The sequence below is a fragment of the Lactobacillus colini genome (genome assembly GCF_017874575.1).
Taxonomy (GTDB): Bacteria; Bacillota; Bacilli; order Lactobacillales; family Lactobacillaceae; genus Lactobacillus; species Lactobacillus colini.
The window spans coordinates 227,550-245,178 of the sequence record NZ_JAGGLU010000001.1 but is presented as its reverse complement, the minus strand read 5'-3'; the positions used below and the strand labels follow the sequence as shown (position 1 = coordinate 245,178).

Genomic DNA, 17,629 nt, shown 5'->3' with positions numbered 1-17,629 from the left:
TATTTTAGATCACTATTAAATGCCGCTAACTTAATTTTATACTCCTTTTAGTGACAAATACAATTAACTTAGTCCTTAGATAAATAGAACTTTTACGAACAACAAAAAAGCCAGCCTCAATAATGGACTGACTTAAATAAAATTCTTACATATAGACTATATACTTGGCTAAGGATGGATCATAGATCCTAATTAGCCTTATAAGTTCTATCTTGGTGATTTAAACGTTGTTCAATATTATAGACTTTCCGCTCCAAGGTTGAGATGCGCTGAATCATTGCGACATTAGTAGTAATCTCGCTGCTACTCTCATCGTAATTACTGTTTGATACTTTAGTTGGATTATATGTCTTTACATCATCATCTTCAACTTTACTCTTAAAAGTATTATTTTGACTAGCCTTAGCTTGAGCTAACTGCTGATTTAGACTAGCTATTTGATTTTGTAAGTTAGCAATTATCTTATCATAATTTTCATAGTCTGAGATTATTTGATCTAGATAAGCATCTACTTCTTCTTGATCGTAGCCTTTCATTTTGGCTCTAAATTGTTTTTTTAATATATTTTCTGGTGTTAATTTAATATCTTCTAAACTAGCCATATATTTATCCAGCTCCTTTATATTATATTTTAGCAAAAAAAATTTTCATTTAAATGATACAAGTGCTTTTTTACAGGCTTTTTGCAAATTCTTTTAAAAGTCCTTACTATTTTCCTCTAAATAGTCTTGAGCTGCATCTTGTAAATCATAAAAATCTATTAATTGAAGGTCAAAAGCCTTATTTTTTTGACCATTTTTGATAAAGTCATAATCATAGCGTGGCTTACCAGGGCACTCAGTATCGTAGACTAGTAATGCCTGATCAGTATGTTCAAACATAAATTGCTGATAATTTTTTAACTGCTGCGGACTCTGGTATGGCTGATTTGATACACTAGCATAAAAGTCCACCCGATCCTTTAATTCTTGATAATGCAATTGATTGCTTTCATTCCAATGCTGAGAAAAGTTGGCATAAGGCGCAATCATGGCTATGCGTAGTTGATAATCTTGACTAAGCTCCAATCCAACTTCAACGCTCCATTGTTCAATACCCAAGTTAGGTCCCGTAATAATCCAATCTAATTGCCCATCATCAAGTAATCGTTGCAATCTATTTTTTAGAGCGTATTTGATAACTTCTACACGCTTATCCTTATTATTGAAGATACTTAATTCATAACTGCGATAGCCGCTTACCCATAAACGCTGCATAAGACACTCTTCCTTTTTTGATCTTTTTCATTATTATAAGTTATTTTGCTATAATGAATGCTAACAGGAGTGAATTTAATGGTCAAATATCCAGCGGGTAGCTTGACAAACTATAGTCAAGATCAAACTACTCTCTTTAAACCTAAAAAAAATAATCATCGCAAAGATGTTGTCTTTTCTGATCGAGGTATGAACTTAGAACAACAGATCAATGAATCTAATAAGTTCTATTTGCTAGAAGAACTTGCGGTTGTACATAAGAAGCCTACTCCCGTTCAAATTGTTAAAGTAGATTATCCTAAACGATCAAGAGCAGTTATTAAAGAAGCTTACTTTAGACAGGCTTCTACTACTGATTATAATGGCGTCTATAAGGGTTACTATCTTGACTTTGAAGCTAAAGAGACTAAAAACAAGACCTCTTTTCCTTTAAAGAACTTCCACGAACACCAAATTATTCATTTAAGCCGGTGTCTTAAACAACAGGGTATTTGTTTTACAATTATTCGATTTGTAACATTAGATCGTTACTTTGTGACCCCAGCGAGTTTTGTAATTAAGGCTTGGAAAGCCAAAAATAAGAGTTCAATGACATTAGCAGAATTAGAAAAAAACTCTATTGAAATTAAAGTAGGCTTCCGTCCTACCCTACCTTACTTAGATGCTGTAGATCAATTTATATCAAAGGTAAAGTTAAGTAAGTAATCATCACCATAATCACCATAAAGATTAATTGATGTGATATTTTTAACATTAGATAGGAATTAGATATTATGGCAAATAAAAATGTACAAGATTTTTCAAATAAAGATTCTCTAAATAATTCCGAAACTTCCCGTATGGCAAGCTTACACTCACGCAAGAAGCCCCAAAGGAAAATTTGGAAGCAGATAATTAAGTGGATCCTACTTGTAGTATTATTAGTCATTGTTTCTGGTGTTGGTCTTTTCGCCTACTATGCTAAAGACGCACCAAGTATTTCAGAAACGCAGCTTCAAAGTGGCGGCACTAGCAGCTTATATACTACTGATGGTAAGTTTTTATTATCTTTAGGATCAGAAAAGCGGACCTATGTTAAGGATAAATCAATTCCTAAAAAATTAAAAAACGCGGTCGTTTCAGTAGAAGACCGTCGCTTTTATCAAGAGGGTCTAGGACTGGATCCGATCAGAATTATGACCTCGGTCTTACTTAATGCAAAGAATAAGGGCGTTGCAGCAGGTGGATCAACTATCACCCAGCAACTAGTTAAGCTGTCAGTCTTTTCAACAGCAGCATCCCAAAGAACCTTGAAGCGAAAGGCACAAGAAGCCTGGCTCTCAATGAAGGTTGAACGCGAATTTAGCAAGGATCAAATTTTAGAATTCTATATTAATAAGGTCTATATGAACTATGGTATCTACGGTATGGGTACGGCTGCTAATTTTTACTACGGCAAGAGTTTAAAAAATCTTGATCTAGCCCAGCTCGCTCTACTTGCTGGTATGCCTAACGCACCAGTAACATATGACCCATACGTTTACCCCGCAAAGGCAAAATATCGTAGAAACATTGTTTTAAGAGCAATGTATAGAAATAATAAAATTACTAAGTCACAATATAAACAAGCCATCAATGAGCCGATCACTAAGGGCTTACAACCGAAGAAGTCAAACATTGATTCTACCTTAAGAAAAATCGATGATCCTTATATTAAGGAAGTAGTTTCTGAAGTTAAAAGTAAAGGATTCAACCCGTACAATGATAATCTAAAAATTACTGTTAACATTAATCAAGAAGCTCAAAATAAGCTCTACCAATTGGTAAATGACGGCGAAGTTCCATTTACCAACGCTCAAATGCAGGTCGGCGCAACGGTAGTTAATCCTACAAACGGCCATGTTATTGCCATTATCGGTGGTAGAAATCTTCCTTCTGTTCAACTAGGACTTAATCGAGCTGTACAAACTGGCAGATCAACAGGATCAACTATTAAGCCAGTGCTAGATTATGGTCCGGCGATTGAATACCTTAATTGGCCTACTTCTTATCAGGTAAGTGATACCAAATATATCTATCCAGGAACTAATATTCAGTTATATGACTGGGATAATAGCTATAAGGGTAAAATGAGTATGAGAGATGCCTTGGTAGAATCTAGAAATGTCCCTGCTGTTCGCACATTGGCAAAAGTTGGTGTAAGCAAGGCATCGCTGTTTGCGCGGAAGATGGGAGTTAATGTACCATCTGATTCTGGCTTGTCTGTAGCAATCGGTGCTAACGCTTCATCATTACAAATGGCTGGTGCTTTCGGGGCTTTTGCTAATAATGGTATCTATCAAAAACCACAATTCGTTTCAAAAATTCAAACCCCAGATGGTATCACTAGAAAATATGATAGTGCTGGTACCCGCGTAATGAAGGAATCAACGGCTTATATGATAACTGATATGCTCAAGGGTGTCTTCACTAATGGAACCGGTAAAAGTGCTAAAGTTGATGGTCTATATGAGGCTGGTAAGACTGGTACGGTTAAATATTCTGATGAAGATTTAGTAAAATATCCACAATATGCTAATTCTCCTAAAGACGCATGGTTCGTAGGCTATACTAAACTATACTCAATAGGAATATGGACCGGTTATGACAATTTAAAGGATGGAACGCCATCAGGTGTCGGTGAAACTTCTGCACAAATTTTATATAAAAAGATGATGTCTTACCTAATGCAAGATCAAAAAAATGAAGACTGGCAGCAGCCTTCATCCGTAGTTAAACGAAGAATTGTAAATGGTACAGAAGATGAAGTTGCAAGTTCAAGTAGCAATTCTACTTGGCAATTATTTGTTAAAGGACATGCTCCTTCTGATCCAGATGTAGCCGTAACTACGGGCAGAAGTGATGAAGATGAAGAAAATGAAGTAACCACTCAAAACGATGATGATACTAGTGCTGATGGTAACGACAACGATGATGCTAAGTCTTCTAAATCTAGTTCACAAGATAAGCAAGATAATGCTAACGAAGAAAAAGAAAGTAAAAGCTCGTCCCGTTCTGAAACTTCTCAGCAAGATAAATCAAGCCAGCAGCAATCTCAAGAAAACACACCTAATCAGCAAAGTCACCAATCTTCTGCTAATAACCAAGCTAATAGCAACAATACAAATAATAACTAACTAAAAAAAAGACCCTCCGGAAGCTTTTGACTTCTAAGAGGGTCCTTTTTGGTTACTTTAGAAAAGAATATGGGTCTTTGTTTTTAGCTCTTGCAGGCATAGTATACCGCCCAAACAAAATCATTGCATGATGAGTGTGAATCCATTCTTGCTCGGGTAATAATTGTTCTAATCTTTTTTCTATTTGATGGGGTGTTGCCTTTTCACCAACTATTTTAAATCTTTTAGAAATTCTAGAAACATGGGTATCAACAGCAATCGCTGGTATACCAAAGGCCTCAGCTAATACTACATTGGCTGTCTTTTCCCCAACTCCTGGTAGCTTTACTAATTTCTTTTTATCTTTGGGAACTTCACCATTATAAGTACTACTAATTATCTGAGCTGTTTCTTTTAAATGTTTAGCCTTAGTTCGATATAGCCCGATAGTCTTGATATGATCTTCTATATCAGTAATATCAGCAGCTGCTAAGGCAAAGCTATCAGGATAATCTACATAAAACTTGGGTGTCACTGAATTTACCATTTTATCAGTTGTTTGCGCACTCATTAATACAGCACACAACAAATGGAATACCGTATCCCATTTTAATTCACCCTTAGCATCTGGATACATACTAGCAATACGCTTTAAAACTTCTCTAGCTTGATCATCTGATAATAATTTTTCATTGTCATTAGCCATTATTAAACAGCCCCTTTCACTAACTTCGCTGCAAAAAGTTCTTGACCTGATCTGGAGTAGTTAGATTATGCCGTTGCCAATTTAACAGGATACGATCTACATACTTCAAATTATATACCTGAGCTAATACAGCTTCTCTCAACGCAATCTTAATTACTTCAGCCTGATAATGATCGATATTGATCCAAGCGGCAATTTCTTGACGCTCAATTGGGCTCAACAGACGCCCAAATTCAATTTCAAATTGACGTATTATAATTTGAATAGGGTCTTGAACAGGCTCATTCTTATAGTCAGTAGAGCCTTTATAATTAGAAGTTACATTTTGCTTAGCCACTAATTTATCGATCTTTTCATATAGGGGATTTAAATCATAATAATTATTAATCCGCCCTTCTTGATCATGACCTTGCTGCAAGATAAGAACATCTTTATCAATTAATTGTTGAATAAATTGAGAGATTTCAATTGGAGATAAGGTCATATTCTTAGCTAAGTCATCATTGCTGGGAAAGGTATTATTTTTTTGTGCCCAGGCTTCTAATTCTAAGATTAACACTAATTCTGTTTCGGTTAACTGAAGCTGCGGATAATATTTTAATAAATTATTAGAAACTACAGTAAAACCGGCACCTCGATAATCATTATATGTAGCCATTATTTTCCCCTTCAAAAAAAGTTGAACCACTTCTGGCTCAACTTCTGTAATCTAGTTCTTATATATTAAGGTTCAAGACGATTAATCAATCTTGGGAATGGAATTGCTTCACGAATATGATCTAACTTACATACCCAGCCAAGAAATCTTTCAAAGCCAATACCAAAACCTGAGTGAGGAACGGAACCATATTTACGTAAGTCAAGATACCATTCATAGTCTTTTTCGTTTAAACCGGCTTCATCAATCTGCGCCTTTAAAGTGTCATAATCACTTTCACGCTCACTACCACCGATAATCTCGCCGTATCCTTCTGGTGCTAATACATCAGCACACAAGTATTCCTTAGGATTATCAGGATTCTTCTTCATGTAGAATGGCTTGATGCTAGTAGGATAATTCATGATAAATACAGGACGATCGTATTGTTCTGAGATATAAGCCTCATCAGGAGCACCGAAGTCGTCACCCCACTTGAAGTCACGCCCAGCATCTTGCAACATCTTAACAGCTTCATCGTAACTAATACGTGGGAAGTTACCTTCTGCAGTAGGTCTTAATTTATCAATATCTCTACCTAAGATACCCAATTCATATTCACAATTGTCAATAATTCTCTTAGTAACGAATGCCAAAAGTCTTTCTTGAATATCAAGAGATTCATCTTGGTGCATCCAAGCCATTTCAGGTTCCATCATCCAGAATTCAGTTAAGTGACGACGTGTCTTAGATTCTTCTGCTCTAAATGTTGGACCGAAAGTAAATATCTTGCCAAATGCTTCTGCACCAACTTCACCATATAGTTGACCTGATTGTGAAAGATAAGCATCATGATCAAAGTAATCAATATGGAATAATTCGGTAGTACCTTCTGGAGCAGATTGCATTAAGATTGGTGCATCAAACTTAATAAAGCCTTCTTGTTCAAAGAAATCAACAATTGCCTTAAATGCTTGGTTTCTAATTTGCATAATTGCAAATGGACGCTTAGATCTTAACCATAAATGACGATGATCTAGCAAGAATTCAATTCCATGCTCCTTGTTACCAATTGGGTAACCTTCATTATTGGTTACAATCTCTAAATCTGAAATTTGAATTTCGTAACCAAAATGAGATCTCTCGTCTTCATGAATAGTACCAGTAATGTACATACTTGCTTCTTGGTGCAAGCTCTTAGCAGCATTAAATACTTCTTCTGATACATTCTTCTTTAATACAATGCCTTGGAAAAATGCGGTACCATCACGTAATTGTAAAAACATAATCTTACCGCTTGAACGTTTGTCTGTAAGCCACACATGCATCCTGACTTCTTGGTCAACATACTTTGGGGCATCTTTAATCGAAATTAATTCTGTCATTACTTACCAACCTTTATGAATAAACTAATTAAATTATACTAGAAAATTATACTTTGCGATAAAAAAATTGAAAATTATTTAAAATTAAATATTGTCAATAAAATAGATTTCTTTACCGTCTTTAAAATTATACAATGCATAACCATAGTTGCCATTATTCTTCTTATAAGATATTTCCCAAACAGGACGTGCCTTGTACCATCCTAATTCAATCTTTAGATTTGAATGACCAGGATGCTTAGAAAGAAAGATTGATCTTATCCTAGCTTCGCTTAGCCCACTATTAGAAGAATAGAGATAGGACTTTTTAGAATGAGATAAATAAATAAAATAATATTTATGTCCCTTCCTATCAGTACCTACAACGCTATCACTTTTAACACTTCTACTCAAGTGGTAGGTTTTGTTAATTTTAATAATAGGAGTTTTATCAATTGCTACAGCTGCAACTGCTTTTTGATCTTGGCGCTGAGAATTTGTAGCAAAGATAAATATAATAATGCAAATCAAATAAATGGCTGCTAATATCCCAATTGCACTAGCAATAGTTCTTAACCCTTGTTTAACTCTTTGATTCATTTATGATGTTATCCTTCAATAAAGCCTTTAAATTTTCTAAATTAACCTTTTTAGCACTTACTGGTAAACTGTTTAAAAATTTTTGACCATAATCTTTATGCCAAACTCTTTGATCTAAAATAACAAAAATACCATGATCGCGTTCATTCCTAATTAAGCGACCACATCCCTGCCTAAACCTAATAATTGCACGTGGTAACGTGTCAAGTTCGAATACATGGCTGCCTACTTGCTTTTTCAAGCGTTCGTCACGCAACTTCACTTCTGGTTGGTCAGGCGATTCGAATGGCAATTTAGTAACTATTGCCAAATCTACTCCGCTATTTTTAAAATCAATTCCTTCCCAAAAACTATTAGCGCCTAATAAGATAGTCTTCTTCGCGATACTAAATCTCTTAGCAATTCGTTCATTGGTACCCGTTAAGCCTTGCGCCAAAATCTCATAATCTTTCAACTCATTACTAGTAGATATTTGGGTAAAGACTGTTTTGATAGTTTCTAAATTAGTAAACAAGACAAGGATATGCGACAATCCACCAAGACTAGTTTTCAAAAATTGAATTATAAACTCAGAAAAATCATCTTCATTAGGATTAGTTGGCACATTACTATCTTCCAGTGCTAAAACTTGCAGATGCTTTTCAACTTGATATGATGCCTTTCCTTTGTAGGTGATTGTAGTTGTAGGATCTAGGCATAATACCTTTAAAATATATGAAAAATCATCTTGTTCCATCAAAGTAGCAGAAATAAATAACTTCTTAGAAAAGTACTCATACAATTGCATTAACTCATCGCTGGGATTAATCATTAGCCAACTAAGGTTAGTCGATAATGGATCTTCGATATTAGTAATTTGAAGAATAAATCCCATTTGCAAAAACTTAGTGGAACTATTCAATTGATCCATTAATAAATAATTTTGCTCTGAATAAAAATCTAACTGATCTATTCCATCTTGCAACTCTTTAATTAGCGCATCATCACTTGTCATAAGCTGGCCTTGCTCATGATAAAGTAAAAATAAAATTTGGTTTACATTCCTACGAACTATTTCGATTTTATTTTGTAATTGATTTAAGAGATAAATCATCTTTTCGGAGCTAGGGAATAAATCTTCTCCCTGAAAACCGTATTCATATTTAATCTTGGTCTTTTGTTCACTACTAGTAGCAAAGTCTAACCTTGAAAATAATTGTCTCTGAATCTCGTTAATTGCATGAATTAAATCTAGAATTTGGCTGTCTAACTTATCCAAAATTGAGCTTAAACGCTGATCATCACCAAATCTAACTTTTACACCATAATTTGAGAAGAAGAGCAAGTTCTTTAGATGACTGCACATACCCCAAAATGATTCGAATTGAATAGAATTACTACGAGATGTAGTAACATTATCAACAAAGCGATGAGCTTCATCAACAACCAAAAAAGGATTTTGTCCCCAAATTGAATCCATATAATGATTAGCTAAATATGCATGGTTAGTAATCAAAATATCCGCTTCTTCTTGGCGCTCTCTTGCCAAATTCCAAAAGTCATATTCTGAAAACAATGTTCCCACTCTTGCATCACCAGGATGGCGAATCATAGTAAATAAAGGATCTTGATAGTTAGTTAATTGTAATTCATCTAAATCTCCAGTAGTTGTTTCAGTTAGCCAAACTAAAATCTTCATTTGTAAAATTAGTGTTTGGATACCTTGATTACTTTGATAAAGCGAATTATAAAAACCATCTAAATCAATATAATGACTACTAGACTTAACTTCTTGTGCAATTAGATCTAGCCCCGTAACTTCTATTAATTGCGGAATTTCTTGACTAAGCATCTGCTCTTGCAACACCTTAGTAGGCGTTGCGATAACTAATTTTCTACCTGAATAAAGTTCATACGCATACGACATCAAAAAGCTAAATGTTTTGCCACTGCCATTAGGGGCTTCAACTACGAGAGATTCTTTTTTAGAAGAAGAAAGAAATTCATGTATTTTATTAATTAAGCTAACTTGACCTCGACGAAAACGAATATGTCCTTTGAATAATTTTTTCTTGTCAATATCGCTTTCTGGAAACGCCGCTTCTTTAGCAGTAGGATTACCAATTATTATATTGGTCTTTTTAATGATTAAATTTCTAATTTGGATTAAATCTCTAGATAATGGACGCTTTTTTTGACGGGCAGACTTTGATATTTCTGAAAAAATATAGTCAGTATTACGCAACAATCCTTTAGATAAGGCTGTCAGAGTATTTAAAGTAGCTTGTGGGAGCTCTTCCAACTTAGAAATGATTTTTAAAAGCAGCTTAGCAGTTACTAAGGCATCAGAATCTGCTCTATGAGGGTTTAAATGCTTAATATTTAGTCGACTAGTTAAATCACGTAACTTATAAGAAGGATAAGTAGGAAAAGCTATTTGAGATAATTCTACAGTATCTAATGCCTTGCCACTTAATGGCTCTAACCCAGCTCTAGTAAGTTCATAGTTTAAAAACGGCAAGTCAAAATTCACATTATGAGCAACAAAAATTGCGTCTTTTAAAATATCACGAATTTCCTTGGCAAAATGTGAAAACACCGGAGCTTGAGCAACATCGTCATTTGTTATTCCGGTTAAATTTTCTACTGATTGGGGGATTTCTTTTTGAGGATTTATTAGAAAAGAATAGGTTTTTACTACTCTTCTGTGTTTAATAATCGCACAACCGAATTGAATAATTCTATCTTCATTTTGACGCTGTGTTCCAGTAGTTTCTAAATCTACTACTGCAAAAACGTCATTAGAGAATGCTTTCTCCACAGAATTCAACCTCCTTATATAATACTAGTCTAGTTTTACAAGTTTCTTTGCGTCAAGTAAAACTAAATATTTTGATTTAACTTTTAAATCTTTCATTTCATTAAGTGCCATCTCATAAAGACGTAATTGACCTGTATATTTTTGCTTAATCTTCTCAATGGATTGATCAAGATGACGCTTATCAACATAATCAGTCTTATAATCAAATAAAATAATACCATCATTATCCTCATAGTAACCATCAATAGTACCATGAACCAGAATCTTATCTGCTGGATCGGAAAATTGCCCAAATATTTGCTTTACACCAACTAAACTAGAAAATTCACTTTCACGGTGAAGCTTATCTGGATTCTTCCAAAATAGTTTAGCAAAATCACTCATAACAAACCAATTGATTGCATCTTGATTTAAATAAGTTACAATATCAGGATTTAACTTTTGAATTGTAATTAATTTTCTGATTTCATTTTTTAAATTATTTTTATCTTTTGAACCACGATAGTCATAATATTGCAGTAATAAGTGGGTTGCGGTACCTATTTCTGCTCCGGTAAATGAATTCTCTTTCAAAAAAATTGGCGTATCATCAATTGGTTGCAAGTAACGATTAGTTGATGGAATCAAGTGGGAATTTTTTAATTCTTCATCTAGCGGATCATTAAACGCACTTTTAATTTCAGAAACTGCTTGATAAGCAGTAGTCTTAGTAGCATCAGCAAAAGGATATGAAAATTCATATAGCTTTTTTACCTGGTCAACAATATAATTATTAGCTTCTGTACTATGGCTTGACTCATTAATCTTATCAGCGTTATTAGTTTCCTCTGGAAGATATTCAATGTAAAAGACTTTGTTTACTTTATCTAACTCCAAATTCATTTCACTTATTTTTTGCTTAGTATGTCCACTGACATTAAGCTGATGCTTTAAAAATGACCATGAAGATTGAGCAGATAACTTATCTACAATGTCTAAATCAGAAGAAAAATTAGTTTCTACCTCTCTATCTTGAAGACTGGCAACCATTATTAATTTTTGTCTTGCCCTAGTTAAAGCTACATACAAAATCCTAGCTTCTTCTTCAAGTAATTCTTGCTTTTTCTCATATTTAATTATCGACTTAACCAAAGTATCAATTTTATACTTTTCTTCTCTAATGCTAATTCCTAAACCTAATTTAGGTGAAATAATGTAATCTCCCTGCAAGTCACGTTTTTGGTAGCGATGATTTAAATCCATTACAAACACAATTGGAAATTCTAATCCCTTAGAGCCATGAATTGTCATTAACTTGACTGAGTTATCTGCTTGATCACTCAATAAGGGCTGAGCAAGATCTTTATTATTCTTTCTCATCCTTTCAATAAAGTTAATAAACTGATATAGTCCCTTAAATCCCGCACTTTCATATGAACTTGCACGTTCATATAAAGCTTGCAAGTTGACTCTTCTCTGTTGTCCATTAGGTAGACCAGTGAAAATTTCTAATAAATGAGTAATTTCATAAATGCTCCATATTAGCTCTGATATACGATGATTGGTCGCAAATTGACGAAATTCTTCTAGCTGATTAAGGAATTTCTTACATTTCTTACCTAATTCAGAATCTATTGTTGAATATTTAACAACAGCATCAAAAAAATCAGTATTCTTACTATTGACTCTAATTTTAGCTAATTCAGGCTCAGTAAAACCATAAATCGGAGATCTCAATACCGCAACTAAAGGAATGTCTTGACGAGGATTATCAATTATTCTCAAGTAATTCATAATCATAACCAGCTCAAAGGTCTGAAAATAATTTTGGGCGTCTGTTACAAATAGAGGAATATCTGCCTTAGCAAATTCCTGCATAACTTGTAGGTTATCGCTATGAGTCCTAGTCAAAATAGCGATATCTGAATATCTAAATGGTCGCAGACAATTTTCTTTATCATCCCATACTTTAAATTCTTCATTTTTAAGTTGCTTAATGCGCTCGATAATCATCTTAGTCTGATTAATATCATCGATCTTATCCTCAGAAAAAGTACTATCCTTTTGATTTTTCTTTCGAGAAAACAACAATTCTGTAGCTATTCCAAGTGTATTCTGGCGATCAAATTGAGCTCCATGAATTAATCTGGCTTCTTGCTTATAATTAATTCCACCAAAATCACTTGTTAATATTGCGTCAAACGCCTTATTAACGAAGTCGACAACCGCTTGACTAGATCTAAAGTTATCGGCCAAGATTATCCTTTCTCGTGAATTATCATTATCTTTAAAATCATGATACTTTTGCAAAAACAAATCAGGTTGTGCTTGACGAAAGCCATAAATTGATTGTTTTACATCCCCTACCATAAAAAGTGTATTTTGACCTTTTTTCTTAATGGATTGAATGATAGATTCCTGAAGATAGTTTACATCTTGGTACTCATCAATTAATATTTCATCAAATTTTTCTTGATAATATTTTTTAGCTAAATTTGAATTAGAGGTATCTTGCGTTAAGATTTTATTAGCAAATTGCTCCATATCTTGATAATCAATAAAATTTTGTTGCCTCTTTAATTCGTTGAATTTTTCAATAAATTTTCGCTCTACTTCAGAAGCGGTTTGAATGATTTGGTATGCCTTGCTTAAAGAGTCCAATTGCTGCTTTTCATCAATTACAAAATATTGACCATATAAATCAATTAATTCTTCTTTAGTTGCTTCACGGAATTGTTTGATATATTCATTAATCTTAGTAACTTCTTCATAATTATCGTCACTTTTTTTACCAGTCTTGCGAGCCGGTTTGAAGATTAATTTTTGAAAACTATTGCGCAAATCATTATATGGCGCGTCATTTTTTAATAAACCAATAAAGTATTCTAAATGATCATTAAATTCAGTTAATTGAGTGATTACCTTGGAGAAATTTTGGCTTTGTTTTTGTGCTTGACCGATTAGGTCAAGCACCTTTGTATTTATTTTTTTGAACTTTTGTAAAAGTAACACTTTTATATAAGAATTCCACAGATTAGATTCTGTTAGATATTTGCCTAAATCATAAAAATTAGCAATATTTTGCAAATAGTTTACATAATCGGGTTGAGTCATAGTTACATCATAGAGATCTAACAACAATTGATGTACTTCATCTGCCTCCCTATCCCCGGCAAAATTATCATAAAATGCTAAAAAATTCTGATCATTTTTTTCTAAGTATTCATCTTGAATATCCTTAAGGGCCTTCTCTTTCATCAATGCTGCTTGAGTTTCATCAGTTAGTACACTAAAGCTAGGATCTAAGTCAATTACATAATAAAACCTTCGAATAACGTCTAAGCAAAATGAATCAATCGTAGAGATATTAGCTGTGTCAACCTCTATCAATTGTGTACGTAAAAAATTATTATTAGGGTCTTTATCTAGTTGTTTATTTAATCGTAACTTGATTTTTTCTTTCATTTCACTAGCTGCTGCTTTAGTGAATGTAATGATTAATAAATTAGAAACAGGTGTCCCACTTAAAACTTTTTTGATTACACGCTCAACCAGTACTGCTGTCTTACCTGACCCCGCAGATGCTGATACCAGAATATCTTTGCCACGATCGTCAATTGCTTGCTGTTGTTGCTTAGTAAATTCGACCATCAGTTTTTCCTTTCTTCAATATTTCATCGATATATTTAATTAATTCATCTACACTACCAATTGAAGTAATGTCATGGTAATTATTCTCAGGAAGCATTGCATCAAAAAATTGAATGTCTTTATATTGAGAATAGTCTAGTGCAGTTCTTTGACCAACTTTATATGGGTTCAACTTAATCTTTCCAGATAAGATATCTCCAGCCGCCTTATTAATTAGAAAGTCATTATAAGCTAGTATTTTATTAATCTGCTCATTAGTAAATACCATAGTTGTCTTAGTAAAATGCCCATCATTCTTCAAACTAACCTTGGCATATAGGTCAGATTTATTTTGCAGATTCATTCCTGGTTCAATCTGTCTTAATAGTGAAATATCATCAATTAGAATCCCTTGATATTGCAGTGCCTTTACTGCTTCCATTACTGGATCAACTGAATAATCTGTCTTAATAAGGTTTTTGTCGTTAATTCTTTTAATCTTCCTAGTAATTGTCTGATAAAAGGCCCCCAAAACGTCCAATTGCTTATTCTTATCTCCAGTAAAGAAGTTGGTATTTTGGTCTAAAACAGCTAAATAAGACACCATCTGCAAAGAAATTCCGCTTGCAAACAATGACATATCAAAGTTTTTTTGTGATGATTTATAATCAATTACTTGACCGACTACATCATGTTCATTAATTTTAGCTAAATCTACTCGGTCAATTTTGCCTCTTAAATTAACATTATGCTTATGACCATCTGAATCAACAATTTCATATGCAAGTCCCTTAACCTTTTGACCTTTACCAAAGCTAAGTTCTGAATATTGTGGTCTAAAGGTCGTTTTACTTAGATTACGATGCCAAAAATGAGCAACATTGTTAGTAGTTTGATCTAATTTTCTAAAAAGATACTTATTAAATGGATCATCTAGTAGTTGTCTGTATCGCCCTTGAACTTGTAAATTAAAATGAATTTCTTGCAAAACCTTGTTTAATTCATTGCTGGTTAAGTCATCAAGATTCTGTTTTCTCTTTTTTAAATATTTAACTAAATTATCAAATGTTTCATGATAATAGTTACCAGCCTGAATAACATCCAATTCATTTTCAAAGCGTGGTCGCAAACGCAAACCATAGTTTAAAAAATATTCAAACGAATTCTGATAATATTGTTCTAGCTGTGAAACAGATGTTTCGATATTTTTACCATATAATTCTTGAGCTAAGCTACTATCCAAATCAAGCGGTATATTCTTAAATTCATTGGCAGTTAAAACTTGCTTGGTTAACTTAGGTAATTTATCTTGAGTAAGTTGTAATAGATCATGACTATAAGCGTAGTCATTTTTATTCATATATGCTAAATAACCCAGACTTGATTGTGGATTAGTAATAAATGATAGTGCATCCCCGTCCTCACTTGGTAAATCATGCTGAGCAAACTCCTTATTGCCAGTTAAACTTACTAGTTGCCGATAGTAAATTGATGGTTGCAATCGCTCATTAGCAGTATTTAATATCGGATAGGAAAGATATATCTTGTCACTGGCTAAACTTAAGATATTACCAAACTGGTACTCTTGGTCCAAATTATTAACTTTTTGGTTATCTTCTAGATACTTATCTTCTTCACTTCCAACATTTATTTTTTCAATATTTTCACTAGTTAAAAAACCAGGTATTGTCTGAATTTTAGGCAAGTTGGAACTTGTTGCTCCAATAATGAATACTTGCTTATAATCAAAGTTTTGAACCATTCCTAATTCTGAGATATTTACAGCATCTAATGTAGATGGTATTTGCGAAAAGGTCGCTTCGCTAAAACCACTCACTAACAAGTCTAAAAATGCTTCAGCATCAAAATCTTTAGCAATTAGTAGATAATCTTTGATTAGTTGTTGAAGCGTTGACCACACCTGTTCTGGCTCTTGAGCCGATTGCAAATCATTTCTATCAATTGCTTGAGTACGCCAATTTTCTAATTGCTTAGAAACTTTATTACTTATTAAAAAATTCCAAAACTCCATTACCCCAGCTTGAACATCACTAGCATTTTTTAATTTACTTAGTAATTTGTCAATTCTCGAAATTAGATACTTACGTAAATTTTCTAATCGTTCAATTTCATCAGTCGCATTATCCAATTTTATTACTTGAGCATCAACAAAATCATTTAATTTTCGATGCCATAAGTTATGATTAATTCCATGCGCTAGTACAAAGTTTTCTAACTGGTCTAAGTCATACTGATATGCAATCTCATCTTCATAATTACTAGGAATTAATAACTTCGACTTAGCTAGGGCAAGAACATCATTAGTTAACAAATTATTTTTTAGTAAGTGTTGTAAGCTTTCGATTATAACTACTAGTGGATGATATTTCATTTGCTTTTGTAAATCATCAAAGAATGGGATCTTATTCTGACGTAAAATTGGAGCTAAATAAGTCTCATATTCGCTTAGATTTGGTGCTAAAACCAAAAAATCGCGATAACGATAATTATTTAGAGCAACCTGTTGATAGATAGTCCGTGCGACAAAATAGGCTTCTGCATAACGTGAATCTGCCTTAACAAATTGAACAAAATTACCAATCTCTTGTCCCTTTGGAGGCAATTCTTTAGTCCAGATGCCATTTAAAGTAGTCTTATTAGTCTTACTTCTAGTGTTTTGATACTCTAAAGTAGCATAATTTAGGTTTTGATCTTGCCAAAAATGCTCTAATTGTTCGATAGTCCTTTGTACAATATAATCGTAATTTCCTGGCTTGTTATCAGCTGATATTTTTCCATTTTTTGTTTTAAAAAATAAATTAGTATTGGCAGCCTTTTTAGAAATCAACTGTACAGTTAACAATTCTTGTAATGAAAAATGAGAAAAATCAGTAAAATAAAAGTTAGCCCCCTCTAAAGACTGTCTCTCAGCCAGATATTTATTTAATAAAAACTGCATTTCATCTTTCGTAGCGAACTTTCCTGCTAATGCATCAATGAAATCATTATAAATTAGCCTAAGGTCATGAATCTTACGATTAGTTTCTTCGTCTAAGTTAGTTTTATCTATGTCCTCTAAATCTAGATTACCTTGACGAACAGATAATATTGCTTCATAAATCTGTTTCAAAGCACCATTAGCTACTTCTGTATCCTTAAATAAAAGCAATTGTTCCTTTTTCTCTTGGACAATTTGTTTCAAAAGCATTGTACTTGCTGCATCATCGAGAATTTGTGGTAAAATTACTGATTCATTTCTTAAAAAGTACCACGCTAGTCGAGAAAATGATAAAATTTGTAAATTGTGTGTAGCAACTTGTTGATTATCTGGTGTGGTTAGCTTCTTTAAAGACTTAACTTCTGTGGTAAACTTGATATGATTTGGCACGATAATAAAAGTCTTTTTTTCTTTATTATCATGATATGTTTTGATAGCCTGATTAATGACCACACTTTGCAAGTCATCACTCTGGCGTCCAGTAATTAAATTAATCATCACTATTCTCCTTTTAATGGATAGTTC

Annotated in this window: 11 protein-coding genes; 2 read left to right on the top strand and 9 right to left on the bottom strand. The window is 33.3% G+C overall.

Features of this window, described 5'->3' with window-relative positions; all coding sequences use genetic code 11:
* Window positions 1-188: 188 nt before the first annotated feature.
* A complete protein-coding gene (locus J2Z60_RS01245) occupies window positions 189-602 on the bottom strand; it encodes a DivIVA domain-containing protein (RefSeq protein ID WP_209685584.1) in 414 nt (137 codons plus the stop codon).
* Between the two features lie 93 nt (window positions 603-695).
* Window positions 696-1,256: an SLOG family protein gene (locus tag J2Z60_RS01240; protein ID WP_209685582.1), complete on the bottom strand. Its 561-nt coding sequence runs from the start codon at window positions 1,254-1,256 to the stop codon at window positions 696-698.
* Between the two features lie 78 nt (window positions 1,257-1,334).
* Here J2Z60_RS01240 and recU point away from each other — a divergent pair, with 78 nt between their 5' ends.
* Window positions 1,335-1,961: a Holliday junction resolvase RecU gene (gene recU, locus J2Z60_RS01235; RefSeq protein WP_209685580.1), complete on the top strand. Its 627-nt coding sequence runs from the start codon at window positions 1,335-1,337 to the stop codon at window positions 1,959-1,961.
* A 68-nt stretch (window positions 1,962-2,029) separates the two neighbouring features.
* A complete protein-coding gene (locus J2Z60_RS01230; RefSeq protein WP_209685577.1) occupies window positions 2,030-4,411 on the top strand; it encodes a PBP1A family penicillin-binding protein in 2,382 nt (793 codons plus the stop codon).
* Between the two features lie 52 nt (window positions 4,412-4,463).
* On the opposite strand, the gene nth is transcribed toward J2Z60_RS01230, so the two are convergent.
* The 7 genes from nth to J2Z60_RS01195 all read right to left on the bottom strand — a co-directional run bounded on the left by nth (window position 4,464) and on the right by J2Z60_RS01195 (window position 17,602).
* The gene (gene nth / locus J2Z60_RS01225) at window positions 4,464-5,096 is read right to left on the bottom strand and encodes an endonuclease III (protein WP_209685575.1); all 633 of its coding nucleotides are present in this window, start codon (window positions 5,094-5,096) and stop codon (window positions 4,464-4,466) included.
* A gap of 19 nt (window positions 5,097-5,115) precedes the next feature.
* Window positions 5,116-5,754, bottom strand: coding sequence for a DnaD domain protein (locus J2Z60_RS01220; protein WP_209685573.1), 639 nt, complete (start codon window positions 5,752-5,754; stop codon window positions 5,116-5,118).
* A 65-nt stretch (window positions 5,755-5,819) separates the two neighbouring features.
* Entirely contained in the window at window positions 5,820-7,118 is a 1,299-nt protein-coding gene (gene asnS, locus J2Z60_RS01215; protein ID WP_209685571.1) for an asparagine--tRNA ligase, read from the bottom strand.
* An 84-nt stretch (window positions 7,119-7,202) separates the two neighbouring features.
* A complete protein-coding gene (locus tag J2Z60_RS01210; protein WP_209685569.1) occupies window positions 7,203-7,697 on the bottom strand; it encodes a hypothetical protein in 495 nt (164 codons plus the stop codon).
* The gene (locus J2Z60_RS01205; protein ID WP_209685567.1) at window positions 7,681-10,497 is read right to left on the bottom strand and encodes a helicase C-terminal domain-containing protein; all 2,817 of its coding nucleotides are present in this window, start codon (window positions 10,495-10,497) and stop codon (window positions 7,681-7,683) included. The genes J2Z60_RS01210 and J2Z60_RS01205 overlap by 17 nt, the downstream gene beginning before the upstream one ends.
* A gap of 24 nt (window positions 10,498-10,521) precedes the next feature.
* Complete coding sequence (addA, locus tag J2Z60_RS01200; protein WP_209685565.1) at window positions 10,522-14,127, bottom strand: helicase-exonuclease AddAB subunit AddA; 3,606 nt, start codon at window positions 14,125-14,127, stop codon at window positions 10,522-10,524.
* Window positions 14,111-17,602 carry a PD-(D/E)XK nuclease family protein gene (locus J2Z60_RS01195; RefSeq protein WP_209685563.1) on the bottom strand — a complete coding sequence of 1,164 codons (3,492 nt, stop codon included), beginning with the start codon at window positions 17,600-17,602 and terminating at the stop codon, window positions 14,111-14,113. The genes addA and J2Z60_RS01195 overlap by 17 nt, the downstream gene beginning before the upstream one ends.
* Between the last annotated feature and the right edge of the window lie 27 nt (window positions 17,603-17,629).

What these genes read in the sequence shown, in the direction of transcription:
- J2Z60_RS01220 (WP_209685573.1), bottom strand. Translation starts at nt 5,754, where the DNA reads ATGGCTACATATAATGATTATCGAGGTGCCGGTTTTACTGTAGTTTCT.
- J2Z60_RS01240 (WP_209685582.1), bottom strand. Translation starts at nt 1,256, where the DNA reads ATGCAGCGTTTATGGGTAAGCGGCTATCGCAGTTATGAATTAAGTATC.
- asnS (WP_209685571.1), bottom strand. Translation starts at nt 7,118, where the DNA reads ATGACAGAATTAATTTCGATTAAAGATGCCCCAAAGTATGTTGACCAA.
- nth (WP_209685575.1), bottom strand. Translation starts at nt 5,096, where the DNA reads ATGGCTAATGACAATGAAAAATTATTATCAGATGATCAAGCTAGAGAA.
- recU (WP_209685580.1), top strand. Translation starts at nt 1,335, where the DNA reads ATGGTCAAATATCCAGCGGGTAGCTTGACAAACTATAGTCAAGATCAA.
- J2Z60_RS01210 (WP_209685569.1), bottom strand. Translation starts at nt 7,697, where the DNA reads ATGAATCAAAGAGTTAAACAAGGGTTAAGAACTATTGCTAGTGCAATT.
- J2Z60_RS01195 (WP_209685563.1), bottom strand. Translation starts at nt 17,602, where the DNA reads ATGATTAATTTAATTACTGGACGCCAGAGTGATGACTTGCAAAGTGTG.
- addA (WP_209685565.1), bottom strand. Translation starts at nt 14,127, where the DNA reads ATGGTCGAATTTACTAAGCAACAACAGCAAGCAATTGACGATCGTGGC.
- J2Z60_RS01230 (WP_209685577.1), top strand. Translation starts at nt 2,030, where the DNA reads ATGGCAAATAAAAATGTACAAGATTTTTCAAATAAAGATTCTCTAAAT.
- J2Z60_RS01245 (WP_209685584.1), bottom strand. Translation starts at nt 602, where the DNA reads ATGGCTAGTTTAGAAGATATTAAATTAACACCAGAAAATATATTAAAA.